Annotated in this window: 17 protein-coding genes; 10 read left to right on the forward strand and 7 right to left on the reverse strand. The window is 64.8% G+C overall.

The genetic code is table 11. The annotated features are described in order from the left end of the window. Window positions 1-10: 10 nt before the first annotated feature. The 5 genes from sdhD (at window position 11) to gshB (ending at window position 5,068) form a co-directional block, all read left to right on the forward strand. Entirely contained in the window at window positions 11-394 is a 384-nt protein-coding gene (sdhD, locus tag ACVNHC_RS21485) for a succinate dehydrogenase, hydrophobic membrane anchor protein (RefSeq protein WP_026355658.1), read from the forward strand. Between the two features lie 5 nt (window positions 395-399). Then, the gene (gene sdhA, locus ACVNHC_RS21490; protein WP_122522483.1) at window positions 400-2,226 is read left to right on the forward strand and encodes a succinate dehydrogenase flavoprotein subunit; all 1,827 of its coding nucleotides are present in this window, start codon (window positions 400-402) and stop codon (window positions 2,224-2,226) included. A gap of 12 nt (window positions 2,227-2,238) precedes the next feature. Then, window positions 2,239-3,081, forward strand: coding sequence for an FkbM family methyltransferase (locus ACVNHC_RS21495; protein ID WP_186391422.1), 843 nt, complete (start codon window positions 2,239-2,241; stop codon window positions 3,079-3,081). Between the two features lie 55 nt (window positions 3,082-3,136). Continuing rightward, the gene (locus ACVNHC_RS21500) at window positions 3,137-3,919 is read left to right on the forward strand and encodes a succinate dehydrogenase iron-sulfur subunit (RefSeq protein WP_019964270.1); all 783 of its coding nucleotides are present in this window, start codon (window positions 3,137-3,139) and stop codon (window positions 3,917-3,919) included. Between the two features lie 204 nt (window positions 3,920-4,123). Beyond that, on the forward strand, window positions 4,124-5,068 hold the full coding sequence (gene gshB / locus ACVNHC_RS21505) for a glutathione synthase (RefSeq protein ID WP_457169380.1): 945 nt from the start codon (window positions 4,124-4,126) through the stop codon (window positions 5,066-5,068). A gap of 220 nt (window positions 5,069-5,288) precedes the next feature. Here the strand turns inward: gshB and ACVNHC_RS21510 are convergent, their stop codons facing one another. Further along, window positions 5,289-6,110 carry a cyclase family protein gene (locus ACVNHC_RS21510; protein ID WP_457169382.1) on the reverse strand — a complete coding sequence of 274 codons (822 nt, stop codon included), beginning with the start codon at window positions 6,108-6,110 and terminating at the stop codon, window positions 5,289-5,291. 260 nt (window positions 6,111-6,370) lie between these two features. On the opposite strand from ACVNHC_RS21510, the gene ACVNHC_RS21515 reads away from it, so the two are divergent. The 3 genes from ACVNHC_RS21515 (at window position 6,371) to ACVNHC_RS21525 (ending at window position 9,345) form a co-directional block, all read left to right on the forward strand. Next, complete coding sequence (locus tag ACVNHC_RS21515) at window positions 6,371-7,897, forward strand: YifB family Mg chelatase-like AAA ATPase (protein WP_457169383.1); 1,527 nt, start codon at window positions 6,371-6,373, stop codon at window positions 7,895-7,897. Between the two features lie 116 nt (window positions 7,898-8,013). Continuing rightward, a complete protein-coding gene (locus ACVNHC_RS21520; RefSeq protein ID WP_208977697.1) occupies window positions 8,014-8,940 on the forward strand; it encodes an AraC family transcriptional regulator in 927 nt (308 codons plus the stop codon). A 33-nt stretch (window positions 8,941-8,973) separates the two neighbouring features. Beyond that, window positions 8,974-9,345 carry a cupin domain-containing protein gene (locus ACVNHC_RS21525; RefSeq protein WP_186391418.1) on the forward strand — a complete coding sequence of 124 codons (372 nt, stop codon included), beginning with the start codon at window positions 8,974-8,976 and terminating at the stop codon, window positions 9,343-9,345. A 388-nt stretch (window positions 9,346-9,733) separates the two neighbouring features. On the opposite strand, the gene ACVNHC_RS21530 is transcribed toward ACVNHC_RS21525, so the two are convergent. The 3 genes from ACVNHC_RS21530 to trpA all read right to left on the reverse strand — a co-directional run bounded on the left by ACVNHC_RS21530 (window position 9,734) and on the right by trpA (window position 13,043). Beyond that, window positions 9,734-11,050 (reverse strand): bifunctional folylpolyglutamate synthase/dihydrofolate synthase, encoded by a 1,317-nt coding sequence (locus tag ACVNHC_RS21530; RefSeq protein WP_457169386.1) that lies wholly within the window; start codon window positions 11,048-11,050, stop codon window positions 9,734-9,736. Between the two features lie 214 nt (window positions 11,051-11,264). Further along, on the reverse strand, window positions 11,265-12,179 hold the full coding sequence (gene accD, locus ACVNHC_RS21535; RefSeq protein WP_050474008.1) for an acetyl-CoA carboxylase, carboxyltransferase subunit beta: 915 nt from the start codon (window positions 12,177-12,179) through the stop codon (window positions 11,265-11,267). Between the two features lie 36 nt (window positions 12,180-12,215). Then, window positions 12,216-13,043, reverse strand: a complete 828-nt coding sequence (gene trpA, locus ACVNHC_RS21540; RefSeq protein ID WP_094462566.1) for a tryptophan synthase subunit alpha — start codon at window positions 13,041-13,043, stop codon at window positions 12,216-12,218. 336 nt (window positions 13,044-13,379) lie between these two features. On the opposite strand from trpA, the gene ACVNHC_RS21545 reads away from it, so the two are divergent. Further along, window positions 13,380-13,547 carry a hypothetical protein gene (locus ACVNHC_RS21545; protein WP_157757101.1) on the forward strand — a complete coding sequence of 56 codons (168 nt, stop codon included), beginning with the start codon at window positions 13,380-13,382 and terminating at the stop codon, window positions 13,545-13,547. A 331-nt stretch (window positions 13,548-13,878) separates the two neighbouring features. Here ACVNHC_RS21545 and trpB read toward each other — a convergent pair whose 3' ends face one another. From trpB to ACVNHC_RS21560, 3 genes are all read right to left on the reverse strand, one after another. Next, complete coding sequence (trpB, locus tag ACVNHC_RS21550) at window positions 13,879-15,084, reverse strand: tryptophan synthase subunit beta (protein ID WP_457169389.1); 1,206 nt, start codon at window positions 15,082-15,084, stop codon at window positions 13,879-13,881. A gap of 15 nt (window positions 15,085-15,099) precedes the next feature. Beyond that, entirely contained in the window at window positions 15,100-15,759 is a 660-nt protein-coding gene (locus ACVNHC_RS21555; RefSeq protein ID WP_058898406.1) for a phosphoribosylanthranilate isomerase, read from the reverse strand. A gap of 87 nt (window positions 15,760-15,846) precedes the next feature. Beyond that, entirely contained in the window at window positions 15,847-18,129 is a 2,283-nt protein-coding gene (locus ACVNHC_RS21560) for an NADP-dependent malic enzyme (RefSeq protein WP_374629655.1), read from the reverse strand. Between the two features lie 144 nt (window positions 18,130-18,273). On the opposite strand from ACVNHC_RS21560, the gene mutS reads away from it, so the two are divergent. After that, on the forward strand, window positions 18,274-21,018 hold the full coding sequence (gene mutS / locus ACVNHC_RS21565) for a DNA mismatch repair protein MutS (protein WP_457169392.1): 2,745 nt from the start codon (window positions 18,274-18,276) through the stop codon (window positions 21,016-21,018). Window positions 21,019-21,022 lie beyond the last annotated feature (4 nt).

The raw sequence follows: 21,022 nt of genomic DNA on the forward strand, positions 1-21,022 counted from the left end.
GAGATAGATCATGAGCGATATGCGCACTCCCCTCGGCAAGGTCCGCGGCCTTGGCTCCGCCAAGGAAGGCACCGAGCATTTCTGGCGCCAGCGCGTCACGGCCTTTGCCAACGTCTTCCTCATCTCGTTCTTCATCGTGCTGGTCATTTCCCTGCAGGGCTCAAGCCATGCGGAACTGGTTGCAGCCCTGAAGAACCCGCTGCTGTCGATCCTGCTTCTGCTGGTCATCCTGTCCGGCATCTATCACATGAAGCTCGGCATGCAGGTCATCATCGAGGACTATGTCCACGGTGACGGCGTGAAGTTCCTCGCCCTGATGGCCAACATCTTCTTCTGTGCCGCTGTCGGCCTCGGATCGGTGTTCGCGGTCATCAAGATTGCCTTTGGAGGCTGATCCACATGGCCAAGACCTATGAATTTGTCGAACACACCCACGATGTGGTGGTGGTCGGCGCGGGCGGTGCCGGTCTGCGCGCCACCCTCGGCATGGCCGAGCAGGGCCTGCGCACGGCCTGCATCACCAAGGTGTTCCCCACCCGCTCCCACACGGTGGCAGCACAGGGCGGCATTGCCGCCTCGCTGAAGAACATGACGCCGGACTGCTGGGAATGGCACATGTACGACACGGTGAAGGGCTCCGACTGGCTCGGCGACACCGACGCCATGGAGTATCTCGCCCGTGAGGCCCCCAAGGCCGTGTATGAGCTGGAGCACTATGGCGTGCCCTTCTCGCGCACCGAGGACGGCCGCATCTACCAGCGCCCCTTCGGCGGCCACATGCAGAACTACGGCGAAGGCCCCCCGGTGCAGCGCACCTGCGCGGCGGCGGACCGTACCGGCCACGCCATCCTGCACACGCTCTATGGCCAGTCCCTGCGCCACAACGCCGAATTCTACATCGAGTATTTCGCGCTCGACCTGATCATGTCGGAAGACGGTGTGTGCCAGGGCGTGATCGCCTGGAACCTCGATGACGGCACCATCCACCGCTTCTCCGCGAAGATGGTGGTTCTGGCGACCGGCGGCTATGGCCGCGCCTATTTCTCCGCCACCTCGGCCCACACCTGCACCGGCGACGGCGGCGGCATGGTGGCCCGTGCGGGCCTGCCGCTGCAGGACATGGAATTCGTGCAGTTCCATCCGACCGGCATCTACGGCTCGGGCTGCCTCATCACCGAGGGCGCCCGCGGCGAAGGCGGCTATCTGGTCAACTCGGAAGGCGAGCGCTTCATGGAGCGTTATGCACCTTCCGCCAAGGACCTTGCCTCCCGCGACGTGGTTTCGCGCTGCATGACCCTGGAGATCCGTGAAGGCCGCGGCGTCGGCAAGAACAAGGATCACATCTTCCTGCACCTCGATCACCTGGACCCGGCCATGCTGGCCGAGCGCCTGCCGGGCATTTCCGAATCCGCGAAGATCTTCGCGGGCGTGGACGTGACCAAGGAGCCGATCCCGGTTCTGCCGACCGTGCACTACAACATGGGCGGCATTCCCACCAACTACTGGGGTGAAGTGCTGAACCCGGATGCTTCCAACCCGAACCGCATCCAGCCGGGCCTGATGGCCGTGGGTGAGGCGGGCTGCGCATCGGTGCATGGCGCCAACCGCCTTGGCTCCAACTCCCTGATCGACCTTGTGGTCTTCGGCCGTGCCGCTGCCATCCGCGCAGCCGAGGTTGTCGACCCGAAGTCCGCAGTGCCCACGCCGAACGAGCGCTCCTGCGAAGAAATCATGGCCCGCTTCGACAAGACGCGCCACGCCAGCGGCAGCACGCCGACGGCGGCCCTGCGCGAGAAGATGCAGCGTGCCATGCAGGAAGACGCGGCCGTGTTCCGCACCCAGGAAAGCCTGGAGCAGGGCTGCAAGCGCCTCTCCGCCATCTGGGGCGAAATGAGCGACCTGAAGGTCTCCGACCGGTCCATGGTCTGGAACTCGGATCTCGTGGAAACCCTCGAGCTGCAGAACCTGATGGCCAACGCCATCACCACGGTCTACGGCGCCGAGGCCCGCAAGGAGAGCCGTGGTGCCCATGCCCGCGAGGACTACAAGGATGGTCCGCTGGGTGGCCGTGATGACGACAACTGGCGCAAGCACACCCTGTCCTGGGTGGACGAGGCCGGCAACGTCAAGCTGGACTACCGTCCGGTCGTTCTCGAGCCGCTGACGCCCTACGAGCAGGGCGGCATCGACCCGAAGAAGATCGCCCCCAAGGCACGCGTGTACTAAGGACGGCACCCGATGTCCGCAACCGCCCGGCCAGACACCAGTTCCCCCTTCGGCACGTACCGTGCCGAGGGTCTGGTGCGTCTTGCCTGGGGGCTTGCGGACCGGCATGACATTTCCGCCTTTCTGCGCAAGCGGATCAGGTCACTGGTGGCCCGCCTGTTCGGCGGCCCCTATGACACGGTGGTGGAAGGGCTGAAGTTCCGCGTCTACCCGGGCGCCAACTACGACGACCGCAAGATGCTGGCCCGCGGCCGGCTGCCGGAGCGGGCCGAGCACGGTCTCCTGGCACCGCTCATACACCGGGGCGCGGTCTTCGTCGATGTGGGCGCCAATGTGGGCACCTATTCCCTGTTTGCCGCTGCTGCCGGTGCCCGTGTGCTGGCGGTGGAAGCAAGCGAGGAGACGGCGGAAAAGCTCGCCTTCAACATCGCGGCCAATGGCGCAGGCAGCATCACGCTGGTGCGCACGGCGGTGGGGGACCGGGAGGGCGAGCTGTCCCTCTGGCGCGAGCCCTCCAACGCCGGTTTTGCCACCGTGGTGGAAGATCTGACCACCGGCGAATGGGCCGGAAACTGGTCCAATGTCACCGTTCCGGTGCGCCCGCTGCTCGATGTGATCAGCGAGGCAGGCCTTGAGCGGGTGGATGTCATGAAGCTGGACGTGGAAGGGTTTGAGGACCGTGTCCTCCTGCCCTATCTGCGGACGGCAAACCGGGACCTCTGGCCCCGGGCGATCCTGCTTGAAACAAACTGCCGGCCGCACTGGGCCGAGGACTGCCTGACCCTTCTGGCAGATCTCGGTTACGTCAAGGCCGGTGAAACCAGAGACAACATCCTGTTCCGGCTGGCGGCCTGACGGGGAACTGACTGGCGCGGACATTCATCCGGCGCCGTAACGCGGAGCGACGATAATGGTTCAGCTGACGCTTCCCAAGAACTCGAAGGTGACCGAGGGCAAGGTCTGGGACAAGCCGGCGGGCGCCACCAACCTGCGCGAATACCGGATCTACCGCTGGAATCCGGATGACGGGCGCAACCCGCGCATCGACACCTATTTCGTCGATCTCGACGACTGCGGTCCGATGATCCTGGACGGTCTCATCTACATCAAGAACAAGATCGACCCGACGCTGACCTTCCGCCGCTCCTGCCGTGAAGGCATCTGCGGCTCCTGCGCCATGAACATCGACGGCACCAACACCCTTGCCTGCACCCGCGGCATGGATGAAGTGTCCAAGGGCGCCATCAGCATCTACCCGCTGCCGCACATGCCGGTGGTGAAGGATCTGGTGCCGGATCTGACCCGCTTCTACGCCCAGCACCGCTCCATCGAGCCCTGGCTGAAGACGGTTTCCCCGGCCCCGGAAAAGGAATGGCGCCAGAGCCATGAGGACCGCGCCAAGCTGGACGGCCTCTACGAGTGCATTCTCTGTGCCTGCTGCTCCACCTCCTGCCCGTCCTACTGGTGGAACGGCGACCGCTACCTCGGCCCGGCCGTGCTGCTGCAGGCCTACCGCTGGCTCATCGACAGCCGCGACGAAGCCAAGGGCGAGCGTCTCGACAACCTCGAGGACCCGTTCCGCCTCTACCGCTGCCACACCATCATGAACTGCGCGCAGGCCTGCCCGAAGGGCCTGAACCCGGCCAAGGCCATCGCGGAGATCAAGAAGATGCTGGTGGACCGCCGCGTCTGACCCGGCTCAAGGCCACACAGCTGACAGCTGATCCGGGCCCGCTCTGCCCCTTCCGCAAGGAACCGGGGCAGGGCGGGCCTTCTTTGTTGCGGGCGGCCCGTTTCTGATCCGGTTGCCTATTCTGGACAAACCGGTCCAGAAATCACATATGTATGTGCCCCGCCGCAAAGCGGCCCCTGACATGAAGCTTTCCGGAGAACAGGCATGGCCCTGAAGGTCGCGGTCCAGATGGACCATATTTCGTCCATCAACATTGCCGGTGACAGCGCCTTTGCGCTGATGCTGGAGGCGCAGGCGCGCGGGCACGAGCTTTACCACTACACGCCGGACCGGCTGGCGCTGAAGGACGGCAAGGTCTTCGCCGCGCTGGAGCCGGTAGCGGTGCGTGACGAGAAGGGCAACCACTTCACGCTGGGCGAAAAACAGCGCACGGATCTGTCGCAGATCGACGTCATCCTGATGCGTCAGGACCCGCCCTTCGACATGGCCTATGTGGCCGCCACCCATCTTCTGGAAAAGATCCATCCGCAGGTGCTGGTGGTCAACAATCCGGCCGAGGTGCGCAACGCGCCCGAAAAGCTGTTCGTCACCGGATTTGCCGATCTGATGCCGCCGACGCTGATCACCCGCGACCGGGCGGAGATCGACGCCTTCCGCGAGGAGCATGGCGATATCGTCATGAAGCCGCTGTTCGGCCATGGCGGGGCGGCGGTGTTCCGCATCACCAATGATGACCTCAACTACGGCTCGCTCTACGACTTCTTCGCCGCCACCTTCCGCGAGCCCTGGGTGATCCAGCGCTTCCTGCCGAATGTGAAGCACGGCGACAAGCGCATCCTGCTGGTGGACGGCGAATATGCCGGTGCCGTCAACCGGGTGCCCGCGCCGGGCGATCTGCGCTCCAACATGGTGCGCGGCGGCTCGCCGAAGGAATCTGAGCTGAGTGACCGCGAGCGTGAGATCTGCGCCCGCCTCGGGCCTGCCCTCAAGGCCAAGGGGCTGATCCTCGTCGGCATCGACGTGATCGACGGCAACCTGACGGAAATCAACGTCACCGCCCCCACCGGCATCCGCGCCGTCAAGCGCCTCGGCGGCCCGGATATCGCTGCCCGCGTCTGGGACGTGATCGAGGCCAAGCGCCGGGCGTAAAGCCTGGCATACACACTGCAAAACTCTCGATTGTCATACCGGACGAGAGCGAAGCGAAAATCCGGTACCGGTGAGCCACGGCCCATCGGTACCGCCCTTGAGTGCAGGCAACCCGCACCCCGGCTCACCGGTCCCGGCGCGCGCTGCGCTTGGCCGGGAAGACGCGGAAAGGTAACGGCCCCGCCCGGCCTGAAGCCCGGCACTCTCTCCTGCTCAGGCTTCACGCCAGCGCGAAGATGCGGGCCGGGCCGCCGGTGCCGCCCCGGTGCTTGGGCGCGCCAACGACCAGCGTTGCGCCCTTGACCGGCAGCTGGTCCAGATTGGCGATGCATTCGATGCCCCAGCGGTTCGACGGCAGCCAGGCGTAGTGAACCGCAAAATCCGGCGACATGCCGTAGTCCAGCGACAGCGTGTCCGAGGCGATGCCCGAGATACTGCCCGTTTCCATCAGCATCTGAACCGCTTCCACATGGAAGCCGGGGAAATGCATCTTGCCCTCCGCATCGGCATTGCGGAATTTCTCCGTGTTCACATGCTTGTCCCAGCCGGACAGCATGGCAATGCAGGCCCCTTCCGGCAGATCACCGTTTGCCGCCGTCCAGGCCTTGATGTCATCGGGGGTCAGCTGCGCATCGGCGTTTTCCGCAGCCCTTGCGCGGATATCGATGATGCAGAGCGGCACGACGAGATTGGCCACCGGAATTTCCGCCACCGACAGCCCGTCAGCCGAAAAATGCAGCGGCGCATCCACATGGGTGCCGGTGTGCTCGTTCACCCGCAGCTCGAACAGGTTGAACTTGTCCTTGGCGTAGTCGAACAGCTTTTCGGCAAAGAACTGCTGCTGGCCGAAGAAGGTCGGGAAGGCCTCGTGCAGCTCATGGGTCAGGTCGCTGACCTTGCTGGGCACCGCCGCCATGGCGGAAAAGGGCGCGCTCACCGCCGCAACGGCGGCCACAGCGCCGCCCACGGCTGCGGCCCGGAAAAGATCGCGCCGCGACAGCATGCGGTCCTTCACGGCATTCATCACACACACATCACACATGGCTGTTCCCCTTTGCCTGTTCAGGCTTAACCAACGCTCGACGAGCTTGCCTCATCGAGCGTTGGTCAAGCCCGTGCGGCGCGTGAGCCTCTTCAAGGCGTGATGCGTCAGCATCTCAGACGCCTTGGTACTATGAAAAGATGCTGCAACCTGTCCCGGAAAAGCGCAAGGCCAAAGAAGTGGCGTTAATGTTCTGTTTACGTTCTTGACTCCCTGAAAAGTTGCCGTAATCTCTGATACGACCCATGGGGGAGGCGCGTATGGTAAGCCGGGTGACGACGGTCGCATTTCAGGGCATCGAGGCAGTGCCCGTTGATGTGCAGGTGCAAGTGGGGCCCGGCATGGTGGCCTTCACCGTGGTGGGCCTGCCGGACAAGGCGGTGGCCGAAAGCCGGGAGCGGGTGCGTGCCGCCCTGCATGCCTCGGGTCTGGCGCTGCCGGCCAAGCGGGTGATCGTCAATCTCGCCCCTGCCGACCTGCCGAAGGAAGGCTCCCACTACGACCTGCCGATTGCGCTGGGCATCATGTCCGCCATCGGCGCCATTCCGCCGGACATGCTGGCCGATTACGTGGTGCTGGGGGAACTGGGGCTGGATGGCACGCTGGCGCCGGTGGCCGGGGTGCTGCCTGCGGCCATGGGCGCCAACGGGCTCGGCAAGGGGCTGATCTGTCCGGAGGACTGCGGGCCGGAAGCGGCCTGGGCAGATGGGGAGATGTCCATCCTTGCGCCGCGCTCGCTCATTCAACTGGCGAACCATTTCAAGGGCACGCAGGTGCTCTCCCGGCCCTCTCCGCGCCTGCGGGGCCTGCCGGCCAACCTGCCGGACCTTGCCGATGTGAAGGGGCAGGAGACGGCCAAGCGTGCGCTGGAGATTGCCGCAGCCGGTGGCCACAACATGCTGATGGTCGGCCCGCCGGGCGCGGGCAAGTCGATGCTGGCCAGCCGCCTTGCCTCCATCCTGCCGCCGCTGTCGCCGAGGGAACTGCTGGAGGTGTCCATGATTGCCTCCCTCGCCGGAGAGCTGGCCGATGGCAAGCTGACCGACCGGCGCCCCTTCCGTGCGCCGCATCACTCGGCGTCGATGGCCGCGCTCGTCGGCGGCGGTTTGCGGGCGCGGCCGGGGGAAGTGTCGCTCGCCCACAATGGCGTGCTCTTTCTGGATGAGCTGCCGGAGTTCCAGCCGCAGGTGCTCGACAGTCTGCGCCAGCCGCTGGAGGCAGGCGAAACCATCATTGCCCGGGCCAATCACCGGGTCACCTATCCCTCGCGCATCCAGCTGATTGCGGCGATGAACCCGTGCCGCTGCGGCCATGCGGGCGAGCCGGGGCACCAGTGCCGCCGGGGCCCGCGCTGCGCCAGCGAATATCAGTCCCGCGTTTCCGGCCCCTTCCTCGACCGGCTGGACCTCAGGATCGAGGTTCCCGCCGTCACCGCCAGCGATCTGCTCACCCCCGGCCGTGCGGAAAGCTCTGCCGCCGTGGCCGAAAGGGTGGCCATGGCCCGCGAGCAACAGGCGGCGCGCTACCGGGCGCTGGGCCTTACGGCCCGCACCAATGCGCAGATGCCTGCCGCCGTGGTGGAGGAGGTGGTGGCGCTGGACCCGTCAGGCCGCCAGTTCCTCACCGATGCCGCCAACAGCCTCTCCCTCAGCGCCCGTGGCTATCACCGCGTGCTGAAACTCGCCCGCACTCTCGCCGACCTCGACGGCGACCCCACCGTCACCCGCATTCACCTCGCCGAGGCCCTCAGTTACAGGGGGCAGGATGTGCTTAAGCAGGCGGCGTGAGAGGAAAGGCAGGTTGCCCGGAACTCCGCCCGGTTGCCCGGCGTTCCGCCCGGCGGCATAATCAGGGAAGACTGAGAACAGGTTCCGGACTTGCGGCTTTGGCCAACGGACTGCGAATGGCCAGGAAAGACAAGACCTTGCATGCAGGTACGGGCAAGCTGGAGGAGACGCCGGGCGGCAGGGCTGCTGGCTGGATCAATCTGGCGTCCGGCATGGAGGGCTGCGAGCGCATAGAGGCCTATTTCTCGGGGCCCGCCTACCAGCCGCACAGGCATGACACCTATGCCATCGGCTGCACATTGTCCGGTGTGCAGCAGTTCCGGTACCGGGGTGGTGTGAGCGAGGGCCTTCCGGGCACGGCGATGGTCATTCATCCCGATGAGCTGCACGATGGTCAGGCGGGAACCGAAGACGGCTTCCATTACCGGATGTTCTACCTCGATCCTGCCCTTGTGCAGACTGCGCTCGGTGCGCATCAGCCTCTGCCATTCCTGCCCGGTGGCATCAGCCGCGATCCAAGGCTGCTCAGGGCCATTGCAGGCCTCGTCAGCCACATCGGCGCGCCTATGGAGACGCTGCAGTACAATGATGCCGTTTATGATCTGGCGCTTGCCCTGCAGGCCGCCGGTGAGCCTTCTGCCGCACGGGTCATAAGCGCGCCGGACAGCCGGGCGGCCCATATGGCGCGCGACTTTTTGCGGCAGGCTTGCGGGCGGCCTGTTTCCCTGGAGCACCTCGAACAGGTGACGGGGCAGGACCGCTGGCAGCTCTCGCGCGATTTCCGGGCCCTGTTCGGCACCAGCCCCTACCGCTATCTGACATTGCGGCGGCTGGATCATGCGCGGGCGCTCATCCGTGCTGGTGCGTCTCTGGTACAGGCAGCTCTTGAGGCCGGATTTGCGGATCAAGCGCATTTCACCCGCCACTTCCGCAGCAGCTTCGGAATCACACCCGCCCGCTGGCGGCGGCTCATCTGCCAGCCTGAACGCGCTGACGCGCAGCTTGCACGAACGTTCAAGAAGCCGCCCACTGGTCCGGTCTAGCCTGCTGTTCCCCCCGCAACGGAGCAGGACAGCATGGACAAGACATACAAGGCCATCAATTTCGCTGAAAAACTGACCTTGATCGACGCTCTCTGGCAGCCCCGCGTTGCCGCCGAAATGAATGAGTATCAGTTCAAGCTGGTGCGGATCGAAGGGGATTTCGTCTGGCACGACCACCCGGAGACCGATGAAACCTTCATCGTGCTGAAGGGGCAGCTCAGGATCGACCTCCGCGACGGCGCCGTTTCGATTGGCGCCGGAGAGATGTTCGTTGTGCCCAAGGGCGTGGAGCACAAGCCCTATGCCGCGCAGGAAGTGCATCTTCTGCTGATCGAACCGCGGGGCATCCTCAACACCGGCCACACCGGCGGGGAGCGGACTGCACAGAACGATCTCTGGATCTGATTGGTGGCAGGGCCTCTCCGCCCCCCTCCCCCTCGTGGGGAGGGGTAAGGGGTGGGGGGCTCAGAGCCTGCAAGGATTTGAAAAAAGGAACTTTTTCCGAAGAGGCATCACGAGGAGCAGCTGTCTGAATCAATGGACACTGTGCCAGACGGAAAGGCTTTCCCCCCACCCCTAACCCCTCCCCACGAGGGGGAGGGGGGCTGAAACGCTGTGCCGGAGTAACCAGACTTCAGGCGTTCTCCCATCTGTCTTCGGCTTCAGGCACGATGTGTGCATGCCGTAGGTCAAGGGGGGAGAGGGGCGCTGCGGTAAAACGGAATGACCTCCGTAGAGGAGGAGGGGCTTGCCCTCTCTCACGTCTTCGCAGCCGGGTACTCCTTCGGCGCCCTTACTTCGGCGCCATCCCGTTGGCGGCGAGAACATCGCCGACGAGGTAGAGGGAGCCGCAGACGAGGATGCGGGGGGGCTCGCCGTCCCGGGCGGCGCAGCGGCGGATGTCGGCGACGGCGGCCTGCAGGCTGTCGAAGGGCGTGGCTTCCAGACCGGCGGTGCGGGCGAAATCGGCCAGTTCGAACGGGTCATGCGCCGCATTGGTGGATTTCACCGGCACGGTGGCCACATGGCGCACGAGGCCGTGGAAGGCGCGGTAGAAGCCGATCGGGTCCTTGGTCGTCAGCATGGCCGAGATCATGTAGAGCGGGCGCGGGTGCCGCTCCTCCTGTTCGCCCATGAAGGCGGCAACACGCAGGGCAGCACCCGGATTGTGGCCGCCATCAACCCAGATTTCCGCCCCTTCCGGGCATTGATCGACAAAGGGTCCGTGGGTCAGCACCTGCAGACGCCCCGGCCAGACCACATGTTTGAGGCCCTTTGCGATGGTGGCCTCGTCCGGCAGCAGGCCTGCGGTCTTCAGCGCGGCAATGGCTAATCCTGCGTTGATGATCTGGTGGCCGCCGGTCAGGCTCGACAGCGGCAGGTCGTAAAGCCCGTCATCGTCCTGATAGCACAGCCGCCCCTGATCCTCGCTGGCGGTATATTCCTGACCAAAGCGGGCGATGGGCGCACGGTTGCGGGCGGCAACCCGGTCCAGCACCGCCTGCACCTCGTCCTCCTGGGGGGCTGAGACAACCGGGCAGCCGGGCTTGATGATGCCTGCCTTCTCGCCTGCAATCTCGCTCAAGGTGTTGCCGAGGAACTTCTCGTGGTCATGCGAGATGGACGTGATGACCGACACCAGCGGCCGGTCAATCACGTTTGTGGCGTCGAGCCGCCCGCCAAGACCCACTTCCAGCAGCAGCACATCGGCCGGCTCCTCGGAGAACAGCAGCAGGGCGGCGGCGGTGGTGATTTCGAAGAAGGTAATCTCGTTCCCGCCGTTCGCCTCCTCGCAGCGGTCGAGCGCGGCCATCAGGCGCGGATCATCGACCAGCTTGCCGTACTCACCGAGGCGGATGCGCTCGTTGAAGGCGACCAGATGCGGCGAGGTGTAGACATGGCAGCGCTTGCCGGAGGCCTCCAGAATGGCGCGCATGGTGGCCGTGACGGAGCCCTTGCCATTGGTGCCCGCCACATGGATCACGGGCGGCAGGCGCCGCTCCGGATTGCCCAGCGCCGCCAGCAGGCGGTGCATGCGGTCCAGCGACAGGTCGATCTGGCGCGGGTGCAAGGCGAGAAGCCGGTCAAGAATGGCGGTGATCTGGTCCATGGCGTCCCTGGAGTTTCCCTGCGGATGGCACAAACATTCTGGAGCCGCCCGGCGGCACTGGTCTGCCGGGCAAGCCCCGTCTCTTTGCTTTCAGGCAGGCCGCTTGAACGGCCCTGCTCTGGCTTGCGGGAAGGGATGATCCCGCAAGGCGAGCCTCTCATGCTTGTGTCAAACAGACATGAAGCATCGGCAGGCCGCCGTGCGGGCTTTTTTTTCAGGCGGCGGAAGCCTGATCCTGGGCGGGTTCGTCCGCGGGCGGATCAAGGTCCGGCAGGGTCAGCTCACGCTTCATGAAGATGCCGGCAAGGCGCGAGATGGTGTCCTTCAGGTCGTGACGCTTCACCACCATGTCCACCATGCCGTGAGCCAGCAGATATTCGGCGCTCTGGAAATCATCCGGCAGCTTTTCGCGGATGGTCTGCTCGATGACGCGGCGGCCGGCAAAGCCGATCTGGGCGCCCGGCTCGGCGATGTGAACATCCCCCAGCATGGCGTAGGACGCCGAAACGCCGCCCGTGGTCGGGTTGGTCAAAACCACGATGTAGGGCAGGCGTGCCTCGCGCAGCATCTGGATGCCGATGGTGGTGCGCGGCATCTGCATCAGCGACAGGATGCCTTCCTGCATGCGCGCGCCGCCGGAGGCCGCAAACAGCACGAAGGGGGTCTTGTGCTCCACGGCGGTCATCATGCCGGTCAGGATGGCTTCGCCTGCGGCCATGCCGAGCGAGCCGCCCATGAAGTCGAAGTCCTGCACCGCAGCGGTGAAATCGAGACCGTTGACGCGGCCGCGCGCCACCAGAACCGCGTCTTCCTCGCCGGTGCGGGTGCGGTATTCCTTCAGGCGGTCGGCGTATTTCTTGGTGTCGCGGAACTTCAGCGGATCAGCGGTCACGGAAGGCGTTGCCACCCGGTCATAGCTGCCACCATCGAAGAAGGACTCAAGGCGCTTCTTGGCCGGAATGCGCATGTGGTAGCCGGAATTCGGCACGACCCACAGGTTGGCTTCCAGATCGCGGTGGAACACCATCTCGCCCGTTTCCGGGCATTTGATCCAGAGGTTTTCCGGCATCTCGCGGCGCGACAGGAAGTTGCGCAGCTTGGGCCGTACGACAGTGTTGATCCAGTTCACGGCAAATCCCGTTCGTTGTTGGTGCCTGTTGGCCGGTCAGCGGGCGCGCGCCACGCCTCCGGCCAGGGAGGACACAAGATTTGTCACGGCGGCAACGGTCTTGTCCGTCGCCTGTCCATCTGCATCGAGGCTGTTGCGGATCGCCTCCACCAGCACGGAGCCGACGACCACACCGTCCGCATCCTTGCCGATGGCCTCAGCATCCTCAGCCGTCTTGACGCCGAAGCCGACGGCGACCGGCAGGTCCGTGTGGCCCTTGATCCGCTTCACCGCCGCAGAAACATTGGTGGTGTTGAGGGCCGCCGACCCGGTGATGCCGGTGACGGAAACATAATAGACAAAGCCGGACGTGTTTTTCAGCACCGCCGGCAGGCGGCGGTCATCGGTGGTCGGCGTTGCCAGGCGGATAAAGTTGATGCCGCCTTCCAGCGCCGGGATGCAGAGCTCGTCGTCAGCTTCCGGCGGAATATCGACAACAATCAGGCCATCCACGCCCGCAGCATGTGCCTCGGCGACAAAAGCCTCCGGCCCGCGCACATAGATGGGGTTGTAATAGCCCATCAGCACGATGGGCGTGTCCTGATCCTTCTCGCGGAACTTGCGCACCATGGCGAGCGTCCGGTCCATGGTCTGGCCGGCCTTCAGCGCCCGCTGGGTGGCAAGCTGGATGGGAATGCCTTCCGCCATCGGATCGGAAAAGGGCATGCCCAGTTCGATCACGTCAGCGCCTGCCGCAGGCAGGGCCTCAAGGATCGCCTGCGATGTGGCCAGATCCGGATCGCCTGCCGTGATGAAGGTGACAAGGGCCGGACGCCCCTTTTCGGCACAGGCCTTGAATCGGCGGTCGATGCGCGTCCCGGTCATTCAGCTTCCCATCCTTGAGGATCTGTTCGCAGATCTGGTTTGCCGGGCAGGCAGCCCGGAGGGCGGGCGCGCTGAACCTGGAAACCAGCGCTTGGATGTAGGGGGCTTCAAGGCCTTCTGTCAACGCATCGCGGCAGGGAAAGGCAAGAAAGGCTGAATCGCGCCGCTTTTCCTGCAAGGGGAAGACGCATCAGCGGCAGAAATCCTGTCCTTTGAGCCATGCAGCGGTTGCAGGGTTGGTCTGCAACGGAGGACCTTGAAGCGCACATTGTGCGTCTCTATCTCTTGAAGATAAGGCCGGGTTGGCCAGGAACAACAAGAAAAGGAGCCTCCCCCATGATCATTCAGACCACGCCCCGCAAGACAACGCGCCTCGCCGGAATTGGCCGCATCTTCAGCGACCGTGAGCCGCAGGCCGCTGCACCGCGCAAGGACCACAACGGCCCGGGCGCATTCGAGTTTTATCTCACCGCCATGTTTGCAGGCGGCCTGACCGGCCGGTGACCGGACCGTTTTTCATGCTAAAGGCCCCGCAGTTCAGAAGGCTGCGGGGCCTTTGCGTTTGTGGAAAGGTTTGCGCGGAATTGGTACGGCTGGCATGCAGCCCCGGAGGGGGCATTGAGGCGGCCACGCGCTCTCCCCGTGTCATTCCGGTTTGACGCGAAGCGGCAAGACCGGAATCCAGTAGCCCCGGAATCTCCGTTCATTTCATGCGCCGGGCGCACTGGATCCCCGCCTGCGCGGGGATGACAAGATGAGGGTCTGCGGAGACAGTACCGGCAGAAAACGCCGTGGCTCATGACAAGCCACGGCATAGTGAGGCAAAAACCTCAGATCACAGGTCGAAGCCGAGCATCTTGCCGACGGTGAAGACGTCCTTGTCGCCGCGGCCGCACAGGTTCATGACGATGATCTGGTCCTTGTCCATCTTCGGCGCCATCTTGACCACCTGAGCCAGCGCATGGGCCGGTTCCAGCGCCGGGATGATGCCTTCCACCTTTGTCAGAAGCTGGAAGGCGGCCATCGCCTCGTCATCGGTGATCGGCACGTAATTGGCGCGGCCGATTTCCTTCAGCCAGGAATGCTCCGGCCCGATGCCGGGATAATCAAGGCCCGCCGAAATGGAGTGGCCTTCCAGGATCTGGCCATCATCATCCTGCAGCAGATAGGTGCGGTTGCCATGCAGGACGCCCGGCTTGCCGGCATTCAGCGAAGCGCAATGCTCGTGGCCGTCAAGTCCGCGCCCGCCGGCCTCGACGCCCCAGATTTCGACGCTCTTGTCGTCAAGGAAGGGGTGGAACAGGCCGATGGCGTTGGATCCGCCGCCGACAGCGGCGACGATTGCATCCGGCAGGCGGCCTTCTGCGGCCAGGATCTGCTCGCGGGTTTCCTTGCCGATGACCGACTGGAAATCGCGCACCAGCTCCGGATAGGGATGCGGGCCTGCAGCCGTGCCGATCAGGTAATAGGTGTTGTCGACGTTGGTGACCCAATCACGCAGCGCCTCGTTCATCGCGTCCTTCAGCGTGCCCGCGCCAGCGGTGACCGGAACGATCTCGGCGCCCAGCAGCTTCATGCGGAAGACGTTCGGCTTCTGCCGCTCCACGTCCGTGGCACCCATGTAGACGACGCAAGGCAGACCGAAGCGGGCGCAGACGGTGGCCGTCGCCACGCCATGCTGGCCAGCGCCGGTCTCGGCGATGATGCGCGTCTTGCCCATGCGCTTGGCCAGCAGGATCTGGCCGAGGCAGTTGTTGATCTTGTGGCTGCCGGTGTGGTTCAGCTCATCACGCTTGAAGTAGACCTTGGCGCCGCCCAAATGTTCGGTCAGGCGTTCGGCGAAATAAAGCGGCGACGGACGGCCGGTGTAATGGGTGTTGAGGTTGTCCAGCTCCGCCTTGAAGGCCGGATCGGCCTTGGCGTCGCTATAGGCCTTTTCCAGATCGAGGATCAGCGGCATCAGGGTTTCGGCCACGTAGCGGCCGCCGAAAATCCCGAAATGGCCCCGCTCGTCCGGGCCGGACCGCAGGGTGTTCGCCATTGTGGTCAACTCTCGTCACTCCTTCGCATGTTCCGCGCCCCGGACTGCCGCCACGAAAGCACGTATCAACCCGCTGTCCTTGACGCCCTTGCCGCGCTCGACGCCGGAAGAGACATCGACCGCTGTGGCGCCGCTGAGCGCAATCGCCTGCGCAACGTTTTCCGGATCCAGTCCCCCGGAAAGCATGAAGGGACACGGCAGGTCAAGCGACTTCAGCAGCGTCCAGTCAAACGGAACCCCGTGGCCGCCGGGCACATCGGAGTCTTTCGGGGGCTTGGCGTCAAACAGGATCCGCTCAGCCACATTGACATAGGGCAGGGCGGCCTCAAGGTCAGCCCTTTCACTCACGCCAATTGCCTTGATGATGCGCCGGCGCATCATGACCCGCGCGGCAGCACAGGCTTCCGGCGTTTCCTGGCCGTGGAACTGGAAAATATCCGGCTGCACCAGCTCGTTGATGCGCTGCAGGCCATGCAGATCCATGTCCACCGTCAGGGCGACAATCTCGCTGCGGCCGCGGGCAATATCAGCCAGACGGCAGGCATCGGAAAGCGTCACGTGGCGCGGGCTCTTGGGAAAGAACACCAGCCCGACCATATCCGCCCCCGCCTCGACGGCCGCTTCCATGGTTTCGGGGGTCGAAAGACCGCAGATCTTGATGATGGTTTTGGGCATTCTGAATTCCTGCGGCTTTCGCATGTTTGACGGACAGTGGGTGCCGCCTGGCTGGCCCGGACGGGACGCAGGCGGCACCCTGATAGATCACGTCACGTTATAGGCTGCAATCGCGGCCATGTTGACGATGTCGCTGTCCTTGGCACCCATCGGGACGATCTGCACCGGCTTGTCGAAGCCGACGAGCAGCGGGCCGATGACGGTGGAGCCGCCCAGTTCCTGCAGCATCTTGGTGGCGATGGAGGCCGAGTGGAAGGCCGGCATGACGAGAACGTTGGCCGGGCCGGTCAGGCGGCAGAAGGGATAGGCTGCCATCTTGTCCATGTTGAGCGCCACGTCTGCCGCCATTTCGCCATCATACTCGAAATCGACGCGGCGGCGGTCGAGGATGCGCACGGCTTCCTGCACCCGCTCGGCGCGCTCGCCCTTCGGATGGCCGAAGGTGGAATAGGCGAGCATGGCCACACGCGGCTCGTAGCCAAGCCTCCGGGCGACATGGGCTGCCTCTTCAGCGATATCGGCCAGTTCCTCCGCGTTGGGCATGTCATGCACCGTGGTGTCGGCGATGAGCACGGTTCGGCCACGGCACAAGGCCACCGAAACACCGATCACCCGGTGGCCGGGCTTGGTGTCGATGCACTGGCGCATGGTGTCGAGCGCGACGGAATAGTTGCGGGTGATGCCGGTGACCATGGCATCCGCATCGCCCCGCGCCACCATGATGGCGCCCCAGTAGTTGCGGTCGTTGTTGACCATGCGGTGGCAGTCACGCAGCAGATAGCCCTTCCGCTGCAACCGGGTGTAGAGATACTGCGCATAATCGGTGTTGCGGGTGGAATTGCGGGCGTTCTGGATGCTGATGCCGGAACGGGCAAGATCGACACCGGCGCCAGCGGCGGCTTCGCGGATTTCATCCTCGCGGCCGATCAGGATGGCCTCGCCCAGCCCCTGGCTGACGAAGCTGACGGCGGCGCGGATCATCGGTTCTTCTTCGCCTTCGGCAAAGACCACGCGCTTGGGCGCCTGACGCACCTTGGAGAAGATGCGCTGCAGGGTTCCGGCCACCGGATCGCGGCGGGCAGAAAGCTGGTGCCTGTACTGGTCCATGTCAATGATCGGGCGGCGGGCAACGCCCGTGTCCATCGCCGCCTGCGCCACGGCAGGCGGGATGGTGGAGATGAGGCGCGGATCAAACGGCACGGGGATGATGTAGTCGGGGCCGAACTTCGGACGGCTGCCCCGGTAGGCGGCGGCCACCTCGTCCGGCACTTCCTCGCGGGCAAGAGCTGCCAGCGCCTGCGCACAGGCGACCTTCATCGCATCATTGATGGTCGTCGCCCGCACATCCAGCGCACCGCGGAAGATGTAGGGGAAGCCGAGCACGTTGTTGACCTGGTTGGGATAATCCGACCGGCCGGTGGCGATGATGGCGTCATCGCGGATGGCCGCCACCTCTTCCGGCGTGATTTCCGGATCCGGGTTGGCCATGGCGAAGATGATCGGGTTCGGGGCCATGGCGCGCACCATGTCCTCCGTCAGCGCACCCTTCACCGAAACGCCGAGGAACACATCCGCGCCCTTCAGCGCCTCATAGAGGGTGCGGGCATCGGTCTTCACCGCATGGGCGGACTTCCACTGGTTCATGCCATCGGTGCGGCCCTGATAGATGACGCCCTTGGTGTCGCAGAGGATGACATTGTCATGCGGCACGCCCAGGGCCTTGACCAGTTCGATACAGGCAATGCCGGCCGCGCCCGCGCCGTTGCAGACAATGCGCACCGACTTCAGGTCCTTACCCGTCAGATGCAGCGAATTGATCAGGCCGGCGGCAGCGATGATGGCGGTGCCGTGCTGGTCGTCGTGGAAGACGGGAATATCCATCAGCTCACGCAGGCGCTGCTCGATGATGAAACACTCCGGCGCCTTGATGTCCTCAAGGTTGATGCCGCCGAAGGAGGGGCCGAGATAGCGCACCGCGTTGATGAACTGGTCCGCATCTTCCGTATCGACCTCAAGGTCGATGGAATCCACATCCGCAAAGCGCTTGAACAGCACCGCCTTGCCTTCCATCACCGGCTTGGACGCGAGCGCCCCGAGATTGCCGAGGCCGAGGATGGCGGTTCCATTGGAGATGACCGCGACCAGATTGCCGCGCGTCGTGTAGTCATAGGCCCGCGAGGGGTCTTCCGCGATGGCCCGCACGGGCACGGCCACACCGGGGGAATAGGCCAGCGACAGGTCGCGCTGCGTCGCCATCGGCTTGGTGGGGTTGATTTCGAGTTTGCCGGGCTTGCCTTCCTGATGGAACAGCAGGGCCTCCTGGTCTGTAAAGCTGACGCCTGTCTTGCCCTTCTTGCCTGATGACGACATGGTCTGGCCGGTCCTTCCCTCGTGCTGCGAAGCCTTCGCTTCTCTTATCTGGACCAAGACCTTATCCCCGGAAAATTACCGCCTCAAGGCGCCTTTAGGCACAGGACCTGTGAAAGCTGCGGAGGGCTTTGCTAGGGTCCGCACATGCCGACCGATCAGAGCCCCTATACCCCTGCCCCGAACGATGCCGCATCCGGCGCGAGCGATGCCCGCGTGACGCCGATGATGGCGCAGTTCATCGAGATCAAGGCCGCCAATCCGGACAGCCTGCTGTTCTACCGCATGGGCGATTTCTACGAGATGTTCTTCGAGGACGCGGAAATCGCCTCGCAGGCGCTGGGCATCACGCTGACCAAGCGCGGCAAGCATCAGGGCGAGGACATCCCGATGTGCGGCGTGCCGGTGCATGCGGCGGATGACTACCTGCAGAAGCTGATCGGCCTCGGCCACCGGGTTGCGGTCTGCGAGCAGATGGAAGACCCGGCAGAGGCGAAGAAGCGCGGTTCGAAATCCGTGGTGCGGCGTGATGTGATCCGCCTCGTCACCCCCGGTACACTCACCGAAGAGCGGCTGCTGAACGCGGGGAGCAACAATTTCCTGCTGGCGCTGACAAGGCTGCGCGCCGGCGCTGACACTGCCGATGGCGTCTTCGGCCTTGCCTGGATCGACATGTCCACCGGCAGCTTCCAGGTGGCCGAGACGGATCTGCAGCGGCTTTCGGCGGATCTGGCGCAGATTGATCCGCGTGAAATCGTGCTGCCGGACAATCTGCTTCAGGAAACCGAAATCCGCCATCTGGTGGAAGGGCAGGGCGCTGCCATTTCGCCCGTGCCGCGTGCCTTCTTCGACGGGGCGACGGCGGCGGACCGGCTGGCGAATTATTTCCGGGTGAAGACCCTCGACGGTTTCGGCAATTTCTCCCGCGCCGAGTTGACCGCAGCGGCCGGTATTCTCGCCTATGTGGAGAAGACCCAGCTGGGCGAACGCCCGCCGCTGGACCCGCCCACCCGGGAGGCGGCACGCGGGCGCATGCTGATCGATCCGGCCACCCGCGCCAACCTTGAACTGACGCGCACCCTTTCAGGCGAGCGGCAGGGCAGCCTTCTGTCGTCCATCGACCGCACGGTGACAGGTGCGGGCGCGCGCCTGCTGGCCAGCCGTCTTGCCGGGCCGCTCACCGATCCGGCCGAAATCGCCACGCGGCAGGACTCCGTCGGCTTCTTCCTCGACAACGAGATCCTGCGCGACAGCCTGAGGGCCGAGCTGAAGGCCGCGCCCGATCTGGCCCGCGCCCTCTCCCGCATTGCCATGCAGCGCGGTGGTCCGCGTGATCTTCTGGCTATCTCGCAAGGCCTTGAGGCAACGGCACGCATTCTGACGCAGATGAAGAGCGCGGAGGACTTGCCGCCGGAACTCGCCGCAGCCTGGCGCGATCTGGCCGCCGCCCCCCATGATCTGGGTGCCGAGCTGACCCGTGCGCTTGATCCCGAGCCGCCGCTGCTCAAGCGCGACGGCGGCTTTGTTGCGGCTGGCTATGACGCCAATCTGGATGAGCTGCGGGATCTGCGCGATGCCTCGCGCAAGGTGATTGCCCGGCTCCAGGCGGACTATGCCGAAGAGCTGGGCCTGCGTTCGCTCAAGATCAAGCACAACAACGTGCTGGGCTGGTTCATCGAGGTGCCGGCCGGACAGGCGGACAAGCTGTCGGCGGATCCGGCGCGGTTCATCCACCGCCAGACCATGGCGGGCGCCATGCGCTTCACCACGACGGAACTTGCCGATCTGGAATCGCGCATCGCCAGCGCGGGGGAGCGGGCGCTGGCCATCGAGCTGGAGATCTTCGACCGGCTTGCCGCCCAGCTGGTGGCGGACAGCGAGCCAGTGAAGGCCGCAGCCCGGGCGCTGGCCGTGATCGATGTGGCAGCGGCCCTGTCGAAACTGGCGCAGGATGAAAATTACTGCCGCCCGCTGGTGGACATGAGCCTTGCCTTCGCCATTGAGGGCGGCCGTCATCCGGTGGTGGAACAAGCTCTGCGTCGCGGCGGCGGCGACACTTTTGTGGCCAATGACAGCAACCTCGGGCCGCAGGGCAAGGAAGCGTCGGGCCAGATCTGGCTGATCACCGGTCCCAACATGGCCGGTAAGTCCACGTTCCTGCGGCAGAATGCGCTGATTGCCGTTCTGGCGCAGATGGGCAGTTTCGTGCCTGCCGCCAGCGCTCATCTGGGCGTGGTGGACCGGCTGTTCTCCCGCGTTGGCGCGGCCGATGATCTGGCGCGCGGCCGCTCCACCTTCATGGTGGAGATGGTGGAAACGGCGGCCATCCTCAATCAGGCGGGCGAGCGGGCGCTGGTCATTCTGGACGAGATCGGGCGCGGCACAGCCACCTTCGATGGCCTGTCCATCGCCTGGGCCGCCATCGAGCATCTGCACGAGGTGAACCGCTCCCGCGCGCTCTTTGCCACCCACTACCACGAGCTGACCGCGCTGGCCCAGCGCCTGCCACGGCTGACCAATGCCACAGTCTCCGTGAAAGAATGGAACGGCGACGTGGTCTTCCTGCATGAGATCATCCCCGGTGCGGCGGACCGGTCCTATGGCATTCAGGTGGCCAAGCTTGCGGGCCTTCCGGCAGCGGTGGTGGAGCGGGCAAAGTCCGTCCTCTCCCAGCTGGAGGAAAAGGACCGCCGCTCCCCGGCGGAAACCCTGATCGACGAGCTGCCGCTGTTTGCCGCCGTGGTCCAGACCACCAAGGCGGCCGCCACTGCACCTGCGGCCAAGGCCGATCCGGTGCTGGAAGCGCTCGGTGAAATCAATCCGGACGACCTCACCCCGCGTGAGGCGCTGGAAGCGCTCTACCGGCTGAAGTCTCTCAAGGCGAAAGGGTGACGCC

Source organism: Pannonibacter sp. Q-1, from assembly GCF_054073275.1.

Excerpts from the sequence above, each read along its gene's own strand:
- gshB (WP_457169380.1), top strand. The coding sequence starts at position 4,124 with ATGGCCCTGAAGGTCGCGGTCCAGATGGACCATATTTCGTCCATCAAC.
- sdhD (WP_026355658.1), top strand. The coding sequence starts at position 11 with ATGAGCGATATGCGCACTCCCCTCGGCAAGGTCCGCGGCCTTGGCTCC.
- trpB (WP_457169389.1), bottom strand. The coding sequence starts at position 15,084 with ATGGCGAACACCCTGCGGTCCGGCCCGGACGAGCGGGGCCATTTCGGG.
- ACVNHC_RS21530 (WP_457169386.1), bottom strand. The coding sequence starts at position 11,050 with ATGGACCAGATCACCGCCATTCTTGACCGGCTTCTCGCCTTGCACCCG.
- ACVNHC_RS21500 (WP_019964270.1), top strand. The coding sequence starts at position 3,137 with ATGGTTCAGCTGACGCTTCCCAAGAACTCGAAGGTGACCGAGGGCAAG.
- ACVNHC_RS21560 (WP_374629655.1), bottom strand. The coding sequence starts at position 18,129 with ATGTCGTCATCAGGCAAGAAGGGCAAGACAGGCGTCAGCTTTACAGAC.
- trpA (WP_094462566.1), bottom strand. The coding sequence starts at position 13,043 with ATGACCGGGACGCGCATCGACCGCCGATTCAAGGCCTGTGCCGAAAAG.
- sdhA (WP_122522483.1), top strand. The coding sequence starts at position 400 with ATGGCCAAGACCTATGAATTTGTCGAACACACCCACGATGTGGTGGTG.
- ACVNHC_RS21515 (WP_457169383.1), top strand. The coding sequence starts at position 6,371 with ATGGTAAGCCGGGTGACGACGGTCGCATTTCAGGGCATCGAGGCAGTG.
- ACVNHC_RS21510 (WP_457169382.1), bottom strand. The coding sequence starts at position 6,110 with ATGTGTGATGTGTGTGTGATGAATGCCGTGAAGGACCGCATGCTGTCG.
- ACVNHC_RS21495 (WP_186391422.1), top strand. The coding sequence starts at position 2,239 with ATGTCCGCAACCGCCCGGCCAGACACCAGTTCCCCCTTCGGCACGTAC.
- ACVNHC_RS21525 (WP_186391418.1), top strand. The coding sequence starts at position 8,974 with ATGGACAAGACATACAAGGCCATCAATTTCGCTGAAAAACTGACCTTG.
- ACVNHC_RS21555 (WP_058898406.1), bottom strand. The coding sequence starts at position 15,759 with ATGCCCAAAACCATCATCAAGATCTGCGGTCTTTCGACCCCCGAAACC.
- ACVNHC_RS21545 (WP_157757101.1), top strand. The coding sequence starts at position 13,380 with ATGATCATTCAGACCACGCCCCGCAAGACAACGCGCCTCGCCGGAATT.
- ACVNHC_RS21520 (WP_208977697.1), top strand. The coding sequence starts at position 8,014 with ATGGCCAGGAAAGACAAGACCTTGCATGCAGGTACGGGCAAGCTGGAG.
- mutS (WP_457169392.1), top strand. The coding sequence starts at position 18,274 with ATGCCGACCGATCAGAGCCCCTATACCCCTGCCCCGAACGATGCCGCA.